The sequence below is a fragment of the Paenibacillus sp. RC67 genome (assembly GCF_030020805.1).
In the GTDB taxonomy this organism is placed as follows: domain Bacteria; phylum Bacillota; class Bacilli; order Paenibacillales; family NBRC-103111; genus Paenibacillus_S.
Window position 1 is genome coordinate 5,063,250 of sequence record NZ_CP125098.1, and the last position, 18,662, is coordinate 5,081,911.

Annotated in this window: 8 protein-coding genes; 1 reads left to right on the forward strand and 7 read right to left on the reverse strand. The window is 47.2% G+C overall.

Annotated features, from left to right (window positions below; translation table 11 throughout):
- Nucleotides 1-108: 108 nt before the first annotated feature.
- Complete coding sequence (locus tag QMA13_RS23145; RefSeq protein WP_282936100.1) at nucleotides 109-1,398, reverse strand: ABC transporter substrate-binding protein; 1,290 nt, start codon at nucleotides 1,396-1,398, stop codon at nucleotides 109-111.
- A gap of 172 nt (nucleotides 1,399-1,570) precedes the next feature.
- On the opposite strand from QMA13_RS23145, the gene QMA13_RS23150 reads away from it, so the two are divergent.
- Entirely contained in the window at nucleotides 1,571-2,476 is a 906-nt protein-coding gene (locus tag QMA13_RS23150) for a helix-turn-helix transcriptional regulator (RefSeq protein WP_282936101.1), read from the forward strand.
- Nucleotides 2,477-2,542: 66 nt separating this feature from the next.
- Here the strand turns inward: QMA13_RS23150 and QMA13_RS23155 are convergent, their stop codons facing one another.
- The 6 genes from QMA13_RS23155 to QMA13_RS23180 form a co-directional block, all read right to left on the reverse strand.
- Complete coding sequence (locus QMA13_RS23155) at nucleotides 2,543-3,823, reverse strand: ABC transporter substrate-binding protein (RefSeq protein WP_282936102.1); 1,281 nt, start codon at nucleotides 3,821-3,823, stop codon at nucleotides 2,543-2,545.
- 284 nt (nucleotides 3,824-4,107) lie between these two features.
- Nucleotides 4,108-5,043, reverse strand: coding sequence for an HAD family hydrolase (locus tag QMA13_RS23160; RefSeq protein ID WP_282936103.1), 936 nt, complete (start codon nucleotides 5,041-5,043; stop codon nucleotides 4,108-4,110).
- A gap of 107 nt (nucleotides 5,044-5,150) precedes the next feature.
- Nucleotides 5,151-5,945 carry a DeoR/GlpR family DNA-binding transcription regulator gene (locus QMA13_RS23165; protein ID WP_481858243.1) on the reverse strand — a complete coding sequence of 265 codons (795 nt, stop codon included), beginning with the start codon at nucleotides 5,943-5,945 and terminating at the stop codon, nucleotides 5,151-5,153.
- Between the two features lie 78 nt (nucleotides 5,946-6,023).
- The gene (locus QMA13_RS23170) at nucleotides 6,024-11,351 is read right to left on the reverse strand and encodes a DUF2341 domain-containing protein (protein WP_282943519.1); all 5,328 of its coding nucleotides are present in this window, start codon (nucleotides 11,349-11,351) and stop codon (nucleotides 6,024-6,026) included.
- 49 nt (nucleotides 11,352-11,400) lie between these two features.
- Complete coding sequence (locus QMA13_RS23175) at nucleotides 11,401-16,842, reverse strand: LamG-like jellyroll fold domain-containing protein (protein ID WP_282936105.1); 5,442 nt, start codon at nucleotides 16,840-16,842, stop codon at nucleotides 11,401-11,403.
- A 112-nt stretch (nucleotides 16,843-16,954) separates the two neighbouring features.
- Nucleotides 16,955-18,661, reverse strand: a complete 1,707-nt coding sequence (locus tag QMA13_RS23180) for a putative 2-aminoethylphosphonate ABC transporter permease subunit (RefSeq protein ID WP_282936106.1) — start codon at nucleotides 18,659-18,661, stop codon at nucleotides 16,955-16,957.
- Between the last annotated feature and the right edge of the window lies 1 nt (nucleotide 18,662).

The window sequence follows — 18,662 nt, forward strand, 5'->3', positions numbered from 1 at the left end:
TCGCATCATTTTCGATACGATGTTTAATCAGATTGTTAACTTTGCCACATGCGTGCCAATGCAGTATCAATCGCGCGGGCATCAACTGTCCATTCGCATAACTGAAGCTTACTTCTTCAACGCGTCGATCTGCTTGGTCGCTTCTTCCTGCGCTTCCCGCAGTGCCGTATTGATATCTTTGCCGGCCATCACATCTTTGAACTTCGCTTCCAGCGGTGGACGCGCCTTGCCCGAATACATCGATTGGGCGACGAAGGGAGCCGGCTTGCTTTTGAAAATCCCTTCGATATGCTTCCCTTTCAATAAAGGCAGGTCTTCACCGAAATGTTTGTTCATCTCTGGATTTTTCAGAGCAGACAGCAACGCGGTCGATTTCGTATAAGCAAGCTGCACTTCGTCGGAAGTCATCACCTGAAGCGTCTGCATCGCCTGCTCGCGATGTTTGCTTGTCGTTGTAATGCAGAGCGCGTATGCCTTCACCATGCCGTACAGATTCGGCTTGTCTTTGAAGCTCGGGTATTGGGCGATATCCCAATTTACATCGGACTGGGCAAGGCCGCTTACCACACCATGGGATGCGTACATCGCCACATTTTTATCCTTGGCGAAGCGGTTTACCGTTCCCGCGTGATTCGAAATCGTATTCTGGTTGCCGGTAATGCCGTATATTTGCTTCAGCGTTTCGAATACTCGTTTCCATTCTTCGGTATCAAGCGTCGCCTTCTGTGTTTTCGGGTCAACAAAAGGCAAGGACAACGCATTGCCAAGCTTCTCCGGTCCTTCCGGGTCGAGCCCTTTGTATTGGATTCCGCCGTCTTCGCGCGTTAGCTTCTTGGCTAGCTCTATCGTATCTTCCCAGGTCATGCCATCCTTAGGATAAGCAACACCGAACTTGTCGAACAAGTCTTTGTTGTAAAACAAAGCATAGAAATCTTGCGCGAACGGCAGTCCATATAAAATCTCTTTCTTCTCTCCATCGCGCATTCCGTCGAGAACTTGAGCGTCGAACAAGCCGAGGTCCAACCCCGCCTTCTTGACATCCGGCGTAATATCGCCTAGCAGCTTCAATTCCTGAAACTGCACCAGCACGTCGTTCCAGGCCATAATGATATCAACCTCATTGTCAGCATTGGTTACGATGCTATCCGGCTGCGTCTGTGGTCCGCGCACTATCTGCTGCAGCGTAATGTTCGGGTGCTTTTTCTTGACGGGCTCCGCAATCAATTTCTGAAATACATCCTCCTGGAAAATCGCGTCCCACATATAAATTTTTAAAGTGACCGGCGGTGCCTCGGCTATTGTGGCCGTAGGCGGCGCGCTGCCTGTGCTGCTGCAGGAAGCGGTTATTGCGACGAGCGCCAAGGTGACTGCCATTTTTTTCACAACGGGATGAACCATGATCGTTAACCTCCCTTTCTATTTAAAGACCCCGTCTAACATTCGATACCCAATATATGTAACCCCTTACAATTCGATATAGTATCAAATGTACATATGGTTTAAAATAGACATAATGGACAATTTTTCAATTAATATGTCCTGATCATACAAAATAAGGGGGGAACAGAGGATGGAAATTCAATTTCGCCGTGATTATGACGATCTGGACTTGCGGATTCAGATGGGACATTTGCAAATCAACGTATGGTATATCCGGTTCGTCCCTGCTTCCATCCGGACGAATAAGATGCATGCGCACGGCGGCTATGAGCTGCACTTCATCCCTTATGGGTTCGGTCGGCTCATTGCCGAAGGAATCCACTACGAGATTACGCCCAATACGTTTTATTTGACCGGCCCGATGATATATCACGAACAAATGACCTATGCCGACAATCCGCTTGCGGAGTGCTGCATTAACTTTGATATCACCGTAAATAAGAAAAGAAAGCAAGACAACGAATTCGTCCGCATCGAAACCGATGCAATAATCGAAACGCTGTCTTCCACTCGCTTCTGGTTCGGAGATGACGAGTACCGCAGCATTGAGCTGTTCCAGAAAATTATGGACGAACTAGATAACCGACTCGTCGGCTACTACCACAACATCCGCAGCTACGTATCGCAAATTATCGTCAATGCCGTCCGCAGCTACCGTGGCGGGAATAAAGCCGATTATGCGCTGCCCAACAAAACTTTAAACGATAAAAGAGAGCATCTGCTCGATGCTCTCATGAACCCGGAAACCCCCGATATGTCGCTGGATCAAATGGCGAGCGAACTAAAGGTCAGCAAACGTCATCTGCACCGGTTGATGAAAAAACAATTCCAAATGACCTTCAAGCAAAAGCTGTCGCTCGAAAAGCTTGAGCTTGCGAAGAAGCTGCTCACCGTGACGAAGCTCACCGTAGAGGAAGTGGCGCACTCTGCCGAATACTCATCGAGCAGCTACTTTTGCAAAAAGTTCAAAGCGCATACCGGTATGTCGCCCACCGAGTACAGGAAGACCTATGATAACGATCTTAAGGCTCAATGATTACACCTCTATCTTTGACATCGATCTATTTAACACTGCTTGGCTCTCTTTCGCTTTTCCAAGGCATTATTGCGCTAATAACATTTTATTGATTTTTTCTTCCAGAACCCGCAAAGCGGTGTTGACATCTTTTTGTCCCGACAAGACTTCTGCATACTCAGCATCTAAAAGTTTGCGCGCATCCTGATAATATGGATGGAACACGATGCCGGGAGCAGGCTGACTTTTGAAGATCGACCGCACATCGACATCCTTCAGATACTCTGTACCGAATTGTATTTGAAATTCCGGATCGGCGAGCGGCGACAGCCGGGCCAAAGATTTGGAAGCCATCATCTGCACTTCGTCAGAGGTCAGCACTTCGACTACCTTCATAGCCGCATCCTTGTGTTGGCTCTGCTTCGTTACAAGAATGACGTGCTCATCCACCATGCCATACGTATTGGGCAGCTCTTTGTAGTTTGGATATTGCGCGACACCCACCCGAAATCTCTGCTCTTCGACCACTTTCTTGATATTCTGAAAGGCATCGCCAACCACTGCGAACATGGCCACTTCGCCCTTGTAAAAATCTTTATTGGGGTAATTGCCGGGGATCGTCTGAATGCGGTAGCCCAAATTAAATATTTCTTTCCAAGTATCGTTATTGACGTTGGCTCTGTCTTTCTGTGTGGTTTTGTCCTTTTCGATTAGGGTGGGCGACCAGGGAAATGAGATGCGGGTTATTTTCTCGATATTTAAACCTTGGTACTGCTGGCCGTTATCCATCCGCGTCATTTTCTTACCCAACTCCGTCGCGTCTTCCCATGTCATTCCATCCTTAGGGTAAGGAACTCCGAATTTATCAAACAAATCTTTGTTGTAAAACAAGGCGTAAGTCTGAGCGAAATACGGAATGGCGTACAGTTCTCCTTTTTCGGAGTTGACCCGGAGCGCATCCAAGTAAACCGTATTGAAGCGGCCCAAATCGTAATTATGCTTCTTCAGGAGATGCGTCATATCCTCCACCAAATCCAGACTTCTCAAAATCGGCAAGTTGTTGTGTACGTAGGTCAGCACATCCGGGGTTTCGCCGGCGGCTATCAGCTCCTCGAGCTTGCCATTTTGCAGTTCAATCGTAATATTCGGATACTTTTTGGCCATCGGTTCGACCACTAGCTTTTGGAATAGCTCATCACTCATGGAAGCAGCGCGAAGAAGCTTGATTGTGACTGGTTTGGAAGTATCCTCTAACGAATCCTTGACTTCGGCATTCTTGGAAGTGGTATCGCCATTTTGGGCCGTGCATCCGGCAAACACAAGGTACGTCATGAGCACCGATAGCGTTCCTGCTATTCGTCGAATCATCGGAATTCCCCCTTATTCCTCGATTAAAAGCGCTTACAAAACTTGTCCCTCCAAACTATTTCAAAAATGCATTCATCATTATAGATATATATTTACATATTCTAGTATAAATTACTGAATATATTAGGTTAATAAAATAAGGAGCAGCTGCCATGGCATAACTGCTCCTAGTGTCCTTCAAAAATGCCTAAAGCTTTTTACCATCACCGATTAATCGCTGATCCCTTTGCAGTTCACATTCCCTTCATCCGGCCCGTCACCTTCCCAAATGGCAAAGAATAACATCAGTGGTTGGTTCTATTACCAAAAACTTTCACACCCGATGACCTCGGAATCTTATTAATTCTATTGTGGTAAGAAAGATCTGGCTGAATAATCGGAATAATGCTCTCTAAGTTATGAACCTCAAAAGTAGGTTGGTTGTCTATAGGTGCATTTTTCCCAGAATGGTTAATCCATATATTAGGGATTCCCGTCCGATTCGCTCCTAAAATGTCAGTGCCTAGCGTATCCCCAACCATCATGCACTGTCCAGATGATATCCCCAGCAATTTAACCGCATATTCGAAAATCAACGGAGAAGGTTTCCCTACGCCAAACTCCCCGGAAACGATGATGTGGTCAAAATAATCAGCTAACCCAACGATACTATCTATCTTCTCTCTCTGTAATTGCGAATCCCCATTAGTTAGTAGAAGCATGGGAATGCGGGAATGAAGGAGGTTGAGAACCTCAAACGTATCTTTATAGATGTGTGGGCGGTTTCTACGTTCAGAAGCAAACTGACGGGCTAGCTGTACGCCCAACTCCGGATTGTCTATTCCGCTACTATATAACCCTCTTGTCCATGCTTCAGCTTGATAGGCAAGGGCCCATTGATGCATGGAAGGGTTCACCTGTTTGGCTTCTCCGTCAAATTTTCCCCATAGAGCTTCTAAATAGGTCAGCTCTATGCTATCTGCCCATTCAAACCATTCTGATTCGTGAAAAAGCTCCTTCGCTGATTGTCTGACTGCACTCTCCAAGGCAGCCGTCTGAACGGAAACCTTGGCTGCAGCTTGCAAGCATGTAGCCTGAAAGCTTTCATTGATACTTCTTTCATCCCAAATCAGTGTATTATCCAAATCAAATATTAGTGCCTCTACCCTACTCATGGATCTTAAACTCTCCTTGTTCAGTTGCGATAATAATATTCTTGTATTTTGATCTCCGCCGCGCATCTGCCCACCAAGGTTTCTCCCTCTTCAGAGAGCCTTTATGGAGAAGAAAACGAGCAGCTGCAAAAGCTGCTTAGCTGCTCGTTGAAATAAGATCTCCTAAAAAGTCATTACTCGCAAGCGATCCAAAATACGCCTTTTTTCTCAAGCAAATCTTTCCAATCCCTCGGATGCTCCTGATCCGATACTACAATATCAACCTCTTCCAGAGGGAGGATCTGAGTAAACGCTTGTACCCCAATCTTGGATTGGTCTGCTAGAACTATCACTTCCCGTGCCGATTTGGCAAACAGCTTGGAAATAAACGTTTCGTTCAAATCATAGTCCGTCACACCGCTCGTCAGAGAAAGACCTCCGATGGATAGATACGCTTTGTTCAGATAAAACTGTGCCATCATTTGCTCGCAAAGCGGCCCGGTTATGGACTGCTGTTCCGGATTCAATTGCCCTCCAAGCATAAATACTTTGCCTGTAAAGCGATTGTTATTTAATGCTTCGGATAAGTAGGAAGCGATCGGCAGCGAGTTGGTAAGAATGGTAATATTTCTTTTGCCCTGGATCGATCTGGCCAGTTCCATCATGGTAGTACCTACATCCAATGCAATGGTATCGCCGTCCTCGATCAGCTCAGCCGCTCGTTTACCGATTCTCTGTTTGGCGTCAGCATACAAATGGGTACGCTGCTGAAAAGAAGGTTCCCCATGCTCGTAACCAGAACGTACTGCACCTCCATAGACTCTATGAAGCTTGCCCTCTGTCTCCAACGCATCCAGGTCCCGACGTATCGTTTCTGAGGAAACTCCCAATTGTTCAGCCATCGGGAGTACCTTCACCTTGCCTTCACGATACAAGGTTTGTAATATAAGATCTTTTCTTTCCTGAGCCAAAAGCGACAACTTACACACCACCATCAGACTGAAATAGATACAAAATTAGTTTAAGTATAGCGGATTTGAAATCGAATTCAAAGACACGCTAAGTCTCTATTTTAGAGTATTGCGAAACAAAACATTATGAATCACTTGTGCTGCCTCTGCTCTTGTTGTCGTTCCTTCAGGTACAAAAACTCCATCCACCCGTCCGTTCAGTAAGTGCAGACCCGCTGCAGACAATACGGATGGCTTGGCCCAGTCGCTAATCTGTCCTTGATCGGAGAACGTAGCATCGTTTGAGGATGCCGCTTGGTTTCCGAATTTTACATTCCAAGCGCGCATAAGCATCGTGGCCATTTGTTCGCGTGTGATAGCCGAATCCGGACTAAACTCATGATCGCTGACTCCTTCAACGATTCCCGCTTTTGCTGCAGCATTGACTTCGTTGGTATACCAAGCCGCATTCGGAATATCTACATATCCGCTCGTACCGTTCAAAGGAAGCTCTAGCATGCGTGCAAGTAGTGCGGCAAACTCTGCTCGTGTAATTTGCTTGTCTGGATAGAAGCCTTGTGATCCTGAAGCGCTGACTATCGGTTCGGCCACCATAGACTGAAACAGTTCTCTCGCCGCGAGGTCGCCGATCACTGGAGCGGCCCAATGCTCTCTCACATCAAAGTAATTCACGTTGTATTCAAGAATGACAAAGTCTCCGCTGCCAGACATGGTAAACACAGCTTCGGAGGAATCGGAAGAACGGTTGGGCGAGTGAAATCTCAATTGCCCGTCTTCATTTACACGGTACAAGCCAAGACGCTTACCATTTGCCTTTGGCGGTAATGGGAAATGAATTTCAGCCGTTTGATTACCCGCAGCTTTATCAACAATGGAAGTATTTGACGTAAGCTGTTTCCAATCCATATGAATCATCTTTGCTACAGGGGTAATTTGCACCGCCTGACGGTTTTGCAGCTCCGTCAGCACATCCAGCAGCTCGTCATCCCAAATTCGGTACGATAACGAAAGGGCAGCTTGGCTTAACTGAGCCTCCGTCATAGTCGAAGTCGTTGTTTTGAGAGATTCAGCAGGAACCGTAACAGATCCCCAGTCAAGTTGGAATAAAACTTTTGGCACGGTCATCGTTTGTACCGCAGAGTAAGGGACATCCACTTGCGTCTTCCCTTCCTCTACTTTAATGATGGCGGCCCCTTGACCGTTCGTTAACTTCAATTGCTCGGCATTCACTTTCTGAATAAATTCTTGATCAACTACTCCTGGTACGGTTGGAGGTACATAGCCGCCTCCGCCACCACTAGAACCGCTAGAGTGCGATGGTTTGCTGCCTCCGGTGTTACCTCCATTATTCCCATTGCCGCCTTCGTTACCGCCATTGTTGCCACCATTATTTCCGTTACCGCCTTCGTTGCCGTTATGACTGTCTGCAACTACAACAAGTTCCGAGCTAGCTTCCAGACCGTTATAGGTTACCGTGATTGTAGCACGACCTGGGCTTAGCGCAGCCACAATGCCATCGTTGTCGATGGTGGCTACCTGCTCATAGCTGCTGTAAAATTTTAAACCGTCCTGGATGGAAACTAATTTGTTATCAGGGCTATATAGTCCGAAAACGGTTGCCTGACCTTTCTCACCGACGGTTAATTGATGCAGCCCATCCATTAGGAGTGACTGAAGCTTAGGAGTATTATCCACTTCTTCTTGCTTGGCTTGAACCAACAGCGTATAGCTGCTGTGAAGAGCCTGATAGGTTGCTGAAATGACCGTTTCTCCTGCTTTAAGTGCCTTCACTTTGCCGGTGGCTACATCGAGCGACGCCACTTCCGGATTGGAATTGGTAAGCTGGAGCCCCTTAGCTGGTATTCTTCCAGCATCCATAAGTACTGTAGAACTGCCATCACTGTAAGTTGCTCTCACAACCGTCTGCAATTCATCATCCATCGTTGAAGTTTTTAATCCCTCCAACTGAATAGACTGCAGAATTGGAATAGTTACCGGAACAGCTTGAACCAATAACTTGTAGGAAGTAGTCAGAGAACCAAGAGACGCTGTAATAATCGCTTCGCCTTCTGCATGCGCAGTTACAGTGCCATTTGCGTCGACCGAGGCAACTTCCGTCTTGCTGCTGTTGATTAGGAATCCGTTCACGGTTTCCTTTCTACCGTCCGTATAAGTTGCTTCTACCACCGAATTGCGTCGTTCTCCCACCTTCATTGGCGCTAGTCCCTGCAAGCGGATCGATTCAATAACAGGCTTTGTGATAGAGAACGTACGTTCCTCTGATTTGGTTTGATTGCCATACGAATCCTTGGCCACTGCATACCATGTGTAAGGCTGGTTAAAAGCACGTTGATTCCAAGTGTATTCAGCCAATCCCGTATCCGAGGCGGCTGGTGTATTCTGGATCACGTTAAGTGTGCTTCCTTTTACACCGATATAGCCTGTTGCCAGTTCGATAGGCTCGTTGTTGAAATTTAAGGGCATAGTGTAAAATTCGTGCTTCTCCTGGAAAAACCCGTAGTTATCCTTGGTAATAGGAGAATAAGGGACCATATAGATCTTCTGGTTTTTCAGATCAAAATACATCATACGAATGTACCCGGCTCCACCCAATGCAGCATCTTGATAGTCGTGCAGCAGCTCATATACGACTTTACCGCCAATTCGCTTTACGTTGTAATAGGCCGATTGGTTGTGACCGCACAATACCATAAAAATGTTACTGTTAGGCTGTACGATCTGCTCCATAATTTTTTTGCCGCCGTAATCATCTGTGCCGTACGTTCCGGAATACAGTAAATATTCGTGCACGGCTAGAATGGCTTTGCGATCCTTGTATTGCTGCAAGACTTGGTTGGCCCAATTGACCGAAGCTTGGTTAAAGCCTCCCCAGCCGATATACATGATGATGAAATCGACGCCGCCGGCAGAAATGAGATCGTAATGATTCTGATTCCAGCTGTTATATTCATTATAATAAGGCTTTCCTTGTAACAGTTTTCCGGCAAATCGGAACGCCCCGAAATATTTCCCGTATAAGGCGTTGTTCATATCGTGATTTCCTTGAATCACACCATATGGAATCCCGGCATCCTCCAAAATTTTCATACTGTGATCCGCGTTTTGCCATTGATATTCCTGGCTCGCACTGTTTACAATATCCCCGGTATGAATCACATACTGGATTTTTTGCGCATCCTTATTGTCGGCAATCCACTGCGTGCTGGCATCGTATGCGCCCGGAAATGACTCGGCTTCAAGCTGTGTATCCGTCATCCATACGAACGAAAAATCGTACTGATCGGGCCCTGGTTTTTGTCCAGGAAGCATAGTATCCCTTTGCGTTGCAGCTACGTACAGCTTGGCTACTTTGGTCGTGCTGTTCACCATCGTACTCTTATTCAGCGTACCGGTCAGCTTGAAATCGCTATTGTCGCTATTCCCGTTACGGGATGCGATAAGCTCCCATTTGCTGGATGAATAGTTCCAGGCGTACAACATGACTTTTTCCTTGGAATGTCCTTCCCAAGTTACTTCCAATTCGTTGATACTGGATAAATCGTTATTCATCGTCAAATCAAAACGTTGATACGGATAATTAGACAAAGACTTGCTGCTGTAATAGCTTCCGTCTGAAGCTTTGATTCGATCCAATGCATCAGCAGGGAGCGCCGTTTCCGAAGTGATGGATGCATTGCTCGGAGGATCCATAGAATCCGTGCGCTCATAGGCCGTATCCGTCGTCAGTTTGCTGCCGAAGTCTTTTACAAACTGTACATTTTTCTCATAAAAGCTGACATCCAATGGCTCTCCTGTAGGGGACTTCGCCTTTACCTGAAGTGTTACATCACCAGTTTGCTGTGCTTGCTCCCCGCTTGCACTTACTGGTACAACAGATGGATTCAGTTTCCGGCCATCAATCGTAAAAGTAACCGTTTTGCTCTCGACGACCGAAGGGTTGCCGTTTGAAGCCGCCTCGACGTAAAGCGTATGAATACCGCTTTTAAGCTCTTTCATGATAGATTGAAAGGCTTTGTCGCCCGCATTAGCATTCAGTGTCACCATATCATTGGCATCAAGCTTATAACGAATAGTGGCACTTTCACTTGCAAGTCCGCTTAAGCTTAAGTCCGGAGCATAGTACGTTTCTCCTTGCTTCGGTTGAAGCAGCGTCAGCTGAAGCGCATTTTTCTTTTCTGGTTGGCCAATTACGATAAAATGATTGCCTTTTCTCATACTTTTATATTCGGCCTTCACCCATGCTTCACTGCGGGCTACCTTGGAAACCCGAACCTCATCGACGCCACCGCGATAACCGCCACCGGCTGCACCAGCATCGGAAGATTTACTGATTGTCAATGGCGCGGTTGACGTGCCGCTTGTCGTGATCAACGAACCTGTGCGGGCTGCCGAATCAACCAGAACTCCGTCCCGGTATAGCTTAAGGTTATTCCCCGCTGCGTTCTTGTCATAGGTAAGTGTGAAATAAGTCCAATCTGCGGTTACGTTTCCTCCGTTAAGCGAGGCTGCGCTGCTTCCGTTTTTCACAGGATCGGCATCGTTAGTGAACAGATTCGCACTCCATTTTCCACCGGACAGTTTCATAAAATAGGCTTGATTCAAGCTATCAGCGCTCCGCTGTCTGGCAATAAGATAATAGGAAAGCTTGGACAATTCGTAATCGTTCGCACGCGCCCATAAGGAAACGGTAAGCTGCTGCTCCCCATCTCCGACATTCCCGTTTTTCGCTCTTACATAACCACGATGGCTCTCATAATAACGGCCTACCATGTTATATCTCGGATCATCTTTGGCGTACAACGTGTAGGAAGGTCCGCTGGAGCTTGCTCCTACTGCCTGCCGCAAGCCGGTATTGTTATTGGGTGTCGAGTCCTGATATTGTTGGACGGCCGTAGGCTGATAGAAATAATCTTGAATTCGTTCACCAAAATGGTAGACGAGTAAAAAATTCGGGTCCCACACCGCTTTTTGCTGGGGATTATTTAACGTGCTGCCCCCGTAATACAACCAAACGCGGTCTATACTGGAATGACCATGAATTAGCGGAACTTTGACCCAAACGATGCTTTCATCGTTTGGATCCCATTTTTCCACCTCATAGCTCAATTCCTTCGTTTGATCGTCATTGTAAAACTTCAGATCGGTCTCCGATGTTACTCCGTAGTCGATCGTTGTTTTGCTCAATGTAATGGGAACAGGGAAATCGGCTAAATCCTCCATACCGTCGGAATTGTCAATCGTCAGCATGACTCGGTAATTCCGGTCCGAATCCTTCCATGGAGCAGGCTCAGGTACCGTGTCTGTCGTACCCGCATAAGCATTCAAAGGGGAAAATGACCATGTTATCTGACATAAGAGCATGAAGGCCACGATAACCGCACACCACTTTTTTATACGCAGCATTATTCGCAAGAAAGTCTCCTCCTACATTGAGATGGTTGTTGTCTTTCAACTATTGATTCAGCAATCTCAACAGTACTTGTACCGCTTCGGCACGCGTAGCGGAATCGCTCGGGTAGAACATTCCGTCTTCTCTGCCTTCCATCAATCCCAACTGTGCAGAACGATTCACGGAAGCTAGAGACCATGGAGCGAATCGATCGGCGTCGGCGAATTTGAATTCCCGGTCAAGCTCTTGTTTCCCGGCTGTGTGCTTGTAAGCGCGAACCAGCAATACGGCCATTTCCTCTCTGCTGATCGTCGCTTCCGGATCAAAATGATTTCCGTCTTTGCCTTCAACTAACCCTGACGTCACCGCTCCTCCAATATAAGATGAATACCAAGCATCTGTCGGCACATCATGGAATTGGGCAGCCGTTTCAAGCGGGAGATTCAATGACTTCACCAGCAATGCGACAAATTCGGCTCGCGTTATTGCCTGGTTCGGGTAAAAATAATGGTTGGTAGAGCCTTCAGCCTTATGCATGGCGCTCATAATCTGAATCGAACGAAAAGCCCAGTGAGCTGAAGGAACATCGTTATATATTTTTCGATACTCCAACACAGCGTATTTACCGCTTTCGCGCAGCTCAGCCTGGATGCCCGCATCGGTCCATTGTACTCCGATGTATTTCATGCTGCCGTCAGCAAACAATTGGTAGACGCCAAGCAGTTGTTTATCTGCATTCGCAGGCACTGGCAAAGTGACCTGCACCGGTTCAGTCCAATGAGCAATCGGTCTGTCCTGCCCATTAGCCGATTGGACGGCGATATTAAAATCGTAAATCGGCGATACGGGATTAAGTTTGGAATTGGAGAATGCTTCGGCACGACCAATCAGAGCATCTTTCAACGAGCCGGAAATGATCGGCAGCGAGATCGCAATTCGCGCTTGATTCTTATCGTCTACACCGTCGACCGGCGCAGTTTGAAGCAGTTTCCCCGGCACTTGCAGTACCAGACCATTTTGTTCAAGCCGGAGCATTTGGTTGCCCAGAAGCTCTCCGGCGTTAACCGGTAATGTCACTTTGGATACATCCGTTCCGAGTGATACGGCAGCATTCCCTACCGCCTGTTTTACATCCGTTTCACTCAGATCCATCACGCCGTTGCTCACGTTTGCATCTGAAACGCTTGACCCACTACCACTACTGCCGCCGCTTCCATAGCTGCCTGAACCACTGCTGCCGGAAGAGTCATCGCCTCCACTGTCACCATGATCTGCACCTTGCTCCGATCGTACAGCAATAGATGTTTGTACCTTCAAGTTCTCATAAGTGGCTGTTAGCACCGTATTGCCTTGCTTCAAGCCGGTCAGTTTACCGGGTCCATCCAGACGCAGCAAGGAAGAGTCTGCTACAGTCCATTGCGCTGAACCTGTAACGGATATCGTGGTGGCGTCATCATACACTGCTTCTAAAGCATATACTGCCTGCTCCCCTGCCTTTACGTCCTGGGGACCTGTCAAGCGAAGCGATTGCAGCTTGCTGCTCGGCTCAGTCGAAGGCGTATCCGTTATGACAGTAAGTGAAGCTTGGGTATGCAGCTGTTGATACGTTGCCAGTACTACCGTTGTACCTTGCTGAAGTCCCGTGAACTGTCCAGGAGCGTCAACCCGGAGTATAACCGGATTCGTTGCAGTCCACTGTGCCGAGTTCGTTACAGTAACGGTAGTCTTATCATCATAGAGAGCTTCCAATGTGAACGAAGCTTGCTCCCCGGCTTTCACGCTTTTCGGTCCTACTAAGCGAAGGGATTGCAGCTGCTTATCCGGTTCCGTCGGAGGCTCCGGGTCCTTCTGATTCTTCACAACCGTGGAGAACTGAGCGTTAAAGCCTTGATAGGATGCCTTGAAAGTAACAATCCCCGTCTTCGCCCCATAGATGGCTCCCGTTACGGAATCGATGAACGCTATGTCGGTGTTGTCGCTAGAGTATAGGACATCCCGATGCAGAACGATGGACGATTGGTCATTGTATACCGCTCGGACAACCGTATTCGCAGTTTCACCGACTAACAATACGGATGGTCCTTTAAATAGTAATGACTCCATCTGAGGCTGACTTGGATCAACAACGGGCTTGTCTGGCACGACCTTGACGAACCAATCTGCCTGCAGCCCGTTCCACGCCGCATGCAACACAGCCTCACCTGGCTCTAGAGCATGTACAACGCCTTGATTGTCGACGGTTGCCACCTTAGGTTGATCTGAAGTGTATGCTACACCAGAGGTTAGGACTTCATTAGTTCCCTCTTTATAAAAGACCTTTGTCAGCAAAGAATCAGTTGTCCCGGTTTTCAGTTCAACAGGACCTTCAAGTACAATATATTGCGCTACAGGTTCTTTGACTGTAATGGTAACGTCGGCATTATACATGCCGTATTGAGCTGTTAACTTTGCCGTCCCTTTACTCTGTGGTGTAATCAGACCCGAGCTAGAAATCGAAGCTACTGCAGGATTCAAGCTTTTATAAACGACACCTTGTTGAAGCTCGCTTTCTACGCCGCCGGCATTTTTCTTCTTAACGACGGCTTGTCCAGCTTGACCTATGGTCCATTCAGATGGAATGTCCCACTGTATCGCTGCAACATCTTCGGGCTTGCTGCCTGCCAAATAAGTGTTGTACAGGGTAAGTACATCAGCTGCCGCAAATACTTTGCTGTACAGTTGAATTAATCCGATGTTCCCTTTCAAATAACCGGATGCTCTCCCCGCATTATCAATGGAAGCTCCAATACCCAGATCCACTTTGGTCGAACCGCCTATCGCGCCGGCTCTAGACTGGCTGCCCACTTCCACTCCGTTAAGATATAGCTTTGCCGTCAATCCATCGTAGGTTGCGACGGCATGATAGATTTTGTTAGCCTCAAGTGTCGGGGTACTTTCGACAATGATATACGCTCCTGCGCTGCCGAGCATGTCCCATACATAAAACCAGGCTTCCAGCTTCCTCGTAATCGGATTATATTGCAGAACATAATCGGACTGATTGTTCTTGGCCACGATCGTCTGCGAACTGTACAAATCTTCCAATGAAAAAGAAGTGATAATGGACATATATTCGGGACTCAGTGCCAATTGATGCGGAACTTGGACATAAGAACCGCTGCCGTCCAGCGACAAAACGTTCTTGCCAAAGGTTGGATCATAACTTACACCGGCCGAACCGATTGAAAATCCATTATGGTGCCCCGGGCTGTTGTCTTCCGTAGCGGATTGTTCAAAGCGATAGTCCAGCAAATCCGCCTTTTCATCCGTGCCAGCCATGATATTCCCGGGCACAAGGTAGGTTGTGGAAAGAATCGGTGCCGCCCAGCGTCCTGTCGTTACACCCGCTTCGATATCAACCGTATAGGTACTGCCAGGACGCAACGCTTTCAGACTGAATTGCCGGGATGCTGCCGGAACGGTCGCTATGACTTTACCGTCCATGGAAATCCGGTATTTATCCACTCCCAGAACGTCAACCGCCTCAGGCCACGAAAGCAGTACTCCGCCATCCGCATTCCTTTGAATGTTAATTTGAGTGCCGTTTGGCCACAGGGTGTCAACCGGTCTTTTCAGCTTGGTTGTTACTTCCAAATAAGAGGCATAGGAGCCTGCCGTATTCTCCTTACTGTACACGTTCATCGTATAATCACTGCCTACTTCCTTCAGTGCCACGCTGACCAGTTTATTTGCGGACAGACGAGCTTTTGCATACGATGTGATGTCGTACTCGCGCCATTGCAGCTTATTATTGAATGAGATGGTCTGAATACTATCGCCCATAGCGGGCATGTTGTTATAGGTTAGGGTGCCTTCATTCCAGCTATCGTCGGAAATCCCAAAGGCCGTTATATCCTGAAGTGTGGCATCCGTTGCTCGCGAATCACTGATAGCTCCATACAGCTTAAGCTTCACCGATTCGATATTATCCGCATCTTCCCTTTTGATGCCGCTCAAATTATATTTCAAAAAACCGTAGCGCAAATAGTTGTCGACTGTCGTGCTGTTCTTGATGTTTATAATGGACTGGCTGCCGTAATTGCCGGTTCCCGGATTGCCTTGCACAAACGTGTCGTCCGTTGTGTATGCGAAGATCTTGCCGCTGTCATCCGGTACGGATGATGCCGTTACAGTGATTTTACATGTTGCGGTAACGCCTCCTCCGGTCACCGTTACATTTGCAGTACCAACCGCTAATCCGGTAATAACAGCTTTGTTTCCGTTGGGTTCTATCCGCCCGATGCTTGAATTGTCAATAGTCCAATGCAATATCGTACTTGGCGAATCGACCGATGCTTCAAGTACGGCGGTTTCTCCAACGGTCAGGTTTGCTTGCTCGAAGTTTAATCCGATGCCTGGTACTCTGTAGCTGATCGAGGGTCCGTTAGACGTCAAGTTGCCAAGCCGATCCATAGCCTCTACCCGAAAAGTGGCCAACTCCCCTGTCGCGAAGCCATAGGCGGTATATGTATTCGTTGAACTATCTACTGTTGCTAGTAAATTATTGTTTTTGTATACCATGTATTGTGTTACGCCCATGCTGTCCGCTGCAGCATGGGCCGTAGCCGACGGCCATGTCAATTGATAACCGTTAGGATCGACAGGGGTTCCTGTCAGTGAGCTGTTCGATGGCCAGCTTGGAGCATCGTTGTTATTCTGGGTCGACTTGATGTTGTACAATAACTGAACTTCATCATTATTGAGTGCTTTGGTGAAGATGCGGAAATCGTCAAGCTGCCCTTTAAATGGAATGTTTTGCTTGCCATCTACACCGATGTTCAGGTTTAAGATCGTTACCGGATCAATCGTGCCCGCACCGGCAATGCTGATCGTTTTCTTCAGGACATTGTCCATGTAAAAGGTGGCATTCCCGGTACGATTATGCGAGACGACGATATGATGCCATTGGTTATCGTCCACGATAAGCTGAATGGGACTGCTGTTATTCAAGCTGGACTTGTGCAAATCCATCCGCGCCAAATTGGCACCCTTGTAATTCCACGTCAAATAGTGGTTATATACGCCTATTTCCCAACCTTGATTAGCACCGCCCGACCAATCCTTGTTGGAGACAATGGTAGCATCGGCTGTCCCGATAACCGAGCTGTTGGCTTTCATCCAGAAGGAGACCGTAAAATCTTGGGCGGCACCGAACCTGAATTTACTGCTGCTATTGTTATAGTCGGCAATATTCACATATCCACCTTGCGTCGTATCGATGGCCTGATCTCCGATTGTTCCGGCCGTATAAGTCAGTGTGTTTTTAACCGTACCGTTATTCCCATTGCCTGAAGCGTCAAGCGTACTGCTCTCAAATGGCAAATATAAGATTTGCTTATCAAATAAATCCGTATCGTTCGAAACTGCGTAGGCCTGAGGTACTCGGTAGTCATCATAAATAAACAACAGGAACACCGCGACGAAGCAGAAAATGGATGCCAATAGCGTCAATTTGATTCGGGGCATTAAGGTGAGGCCTCCTTATAGGTGTGATAATTACTATGTTTGTTTCACTTCTCATCCAAGTTAAAGCACTCGATGTAACTGTATAGTTCCATAAGTTGCACTTTAGAAGAAGCTAAGCTCTTCTCTCCCAAGCATCCGTCCTTTTCAACAAACGCTGGGACAAATATTCGTAGCCTAATCTGACTATGATATTCGCCAGCATGATAAGGCTTGCCATAGCCGCCGCAGCCGCCACGTCACCCGCATCGTCCATATTGACTATGGAAACCGAAGCAAGCTTGAAATCCGGCGAATACAGAAAGACCACTGCCGAAATGGTTACCATAGAGTTGACAAAATAATACACTCCAATTTCCAATAAAGCCGGAAGCGATATCGGTACTGCAACACGGAAAAACAGGCGATAAACCGGCACACCCATTGATTCCGAAACGATTTCATACTCTTTATCCAATCGCTTCAGCGATGTTGTTGCGGTAACGAACGAAACCGAGTAAAAATGCACGATATTCGCCAGCACAATTATCCAGATCGTTCCGTATAGCCCATGCAAAGGGTTTTCAGGACGGTTGAAGAAAAAAATATATCCAAGTCCGATAACCAGCCCAGGCAAGGCTAACGGGAGTAAAGAGATGAAATAACCGATTTGCCGAGCTGCTTTCCAGATTCGTACCCTTTCAATAAGATAAGAATGTACAAACGCAATGACCGTACCGATGATGGCTGTTAGCAGCGCAACAAGCAGACTGTTCCAGAAAGGAGTCAACCCGCCGGCAGATACGTTGGAGAAATCGTAATGCTTCAACGTAACACTCAAATCATACGGCCACACCTTAACTAGTGATGCGAAGAGTACCGTAAGAAGCAATACCACGATGCCTGAAGCGATAATCGTACAATATGCCGTATAGATTAAATCACGCAACCGGCTAGGCTTGATTTGATAGGGCGTCGATTTCACGGATACCATGGTCTTCTGCATGCGTTCCACAAACCGGTCGATGAAAAATGCCGCTATAGCGGGAATTGTCAGTAGTATGCCGATCACCGCACCCATAGACATGTTCTGCTGTCCTATGACCTGTTTGTAGATGTCCGTCGGCAGCACGTTGTACTGGCCTCCTACTACCTTGGGAGCACCGAAGTCAGTAAAGCTGAGTGTGAAACAAACAAAGAGCGAACCGATCAAGCCGTATTTCATTTGAGGAAGCGTTATGGAGAGGAACTGTTTCCACTTCCCGGCTCCAAGCGTTTCCGATGCTTCGTACAATCGATAATCCGCTATGGAGAATGATACAATGAGAATCAAAAATGCCTGCGGAAACGTATAAATGACCTCAGATATTATAATCCCGGTGCTTCCGTACAAATGAATATTCCATCCTGGAAGCAGCCCGAACAGTCCTGTAGTCACTAACCCTTGGTTGCCGAATAAATAGGTCAAAGCAATCCCATGCATCATCGTCGGTGCAAACAAAGGCAGCAGAGCGATGTAACGGAACCATCTACTGCCTGGTATCCTCGTGCGCGTCAATGCGTAAGCATAAAAAAATGCACCTCCCACGGAAATCAATGTAGTAATGAGAGAAACATAAATCGAATGCCCTGCCGATCTTGACAATGCTGGAGTAGACAAATATTTGGCAAAATGGGTTAGGCCTACCCATTCCTCCTGCTGATTGTGAAATGCCTTTACGAATAAATCGCCCAGAGGTAAGAGGATAGATATCGTCAATATGACAAGCATACAGATCAACAAAAACCGAATGTACCACCCATCGACTCTAGCTTTTTGCCTTGTCTTTAGTTTAAATAACATA

Bases quoted from the DNA above. Each gene is read 5' to 3' on its own strand.
- QMA13_RS23145 (WP_282936100.1), bottom strand. From the start codon at position 1,398: ATGGTTCATCCCGTTGTGAAAAAAATGGCAGTCACCTTGGCGCTCGTC.
- QMA13_RS23150 (WP_282936101.1), top strand. From the start codon at position 1,571: ATGGAAATTCAATTTCGCCGTGATTATGACGATCTGGACTTGCGGATT.
- QMA13_RS23155 (WP_282936102.1), bottom strand. From the start codon at position 3,823: ATGATTCGACGAATAGCAGGAACGCTATCGGTGCTCATGACGTACCTT.
- QMA13_RS23160 (WP_282936103.1), bottom strand. From the start codon at position 5,043: ATGCGCGGCGGAGATCAAAATACAAGAATATTATTATCGCAACTGAAC.
- QMA13_RS23170 (WP_282943519.1), bottom strand. From the start codon at position 11,351: ATGCTGCGTATAAAAAAGTGGTGTGCGGTTATCGTGGCCTTCATGCTC.
- QMA13_RS23175 (WP_282936105.1), bottom strand. From the start codon at position 16,842: ATGCCCCGAATCAAATTGACGCTATTGGCATCCATTTTCTGCTTCGTC.
- QMA13_RS23180 (WP_282936106.1), bottom strand. From the start codon at position 18,661: ATGTTATTTAAACTAAAGACAAGGCAAAAAGCTAGAGTCGATGGGTGG.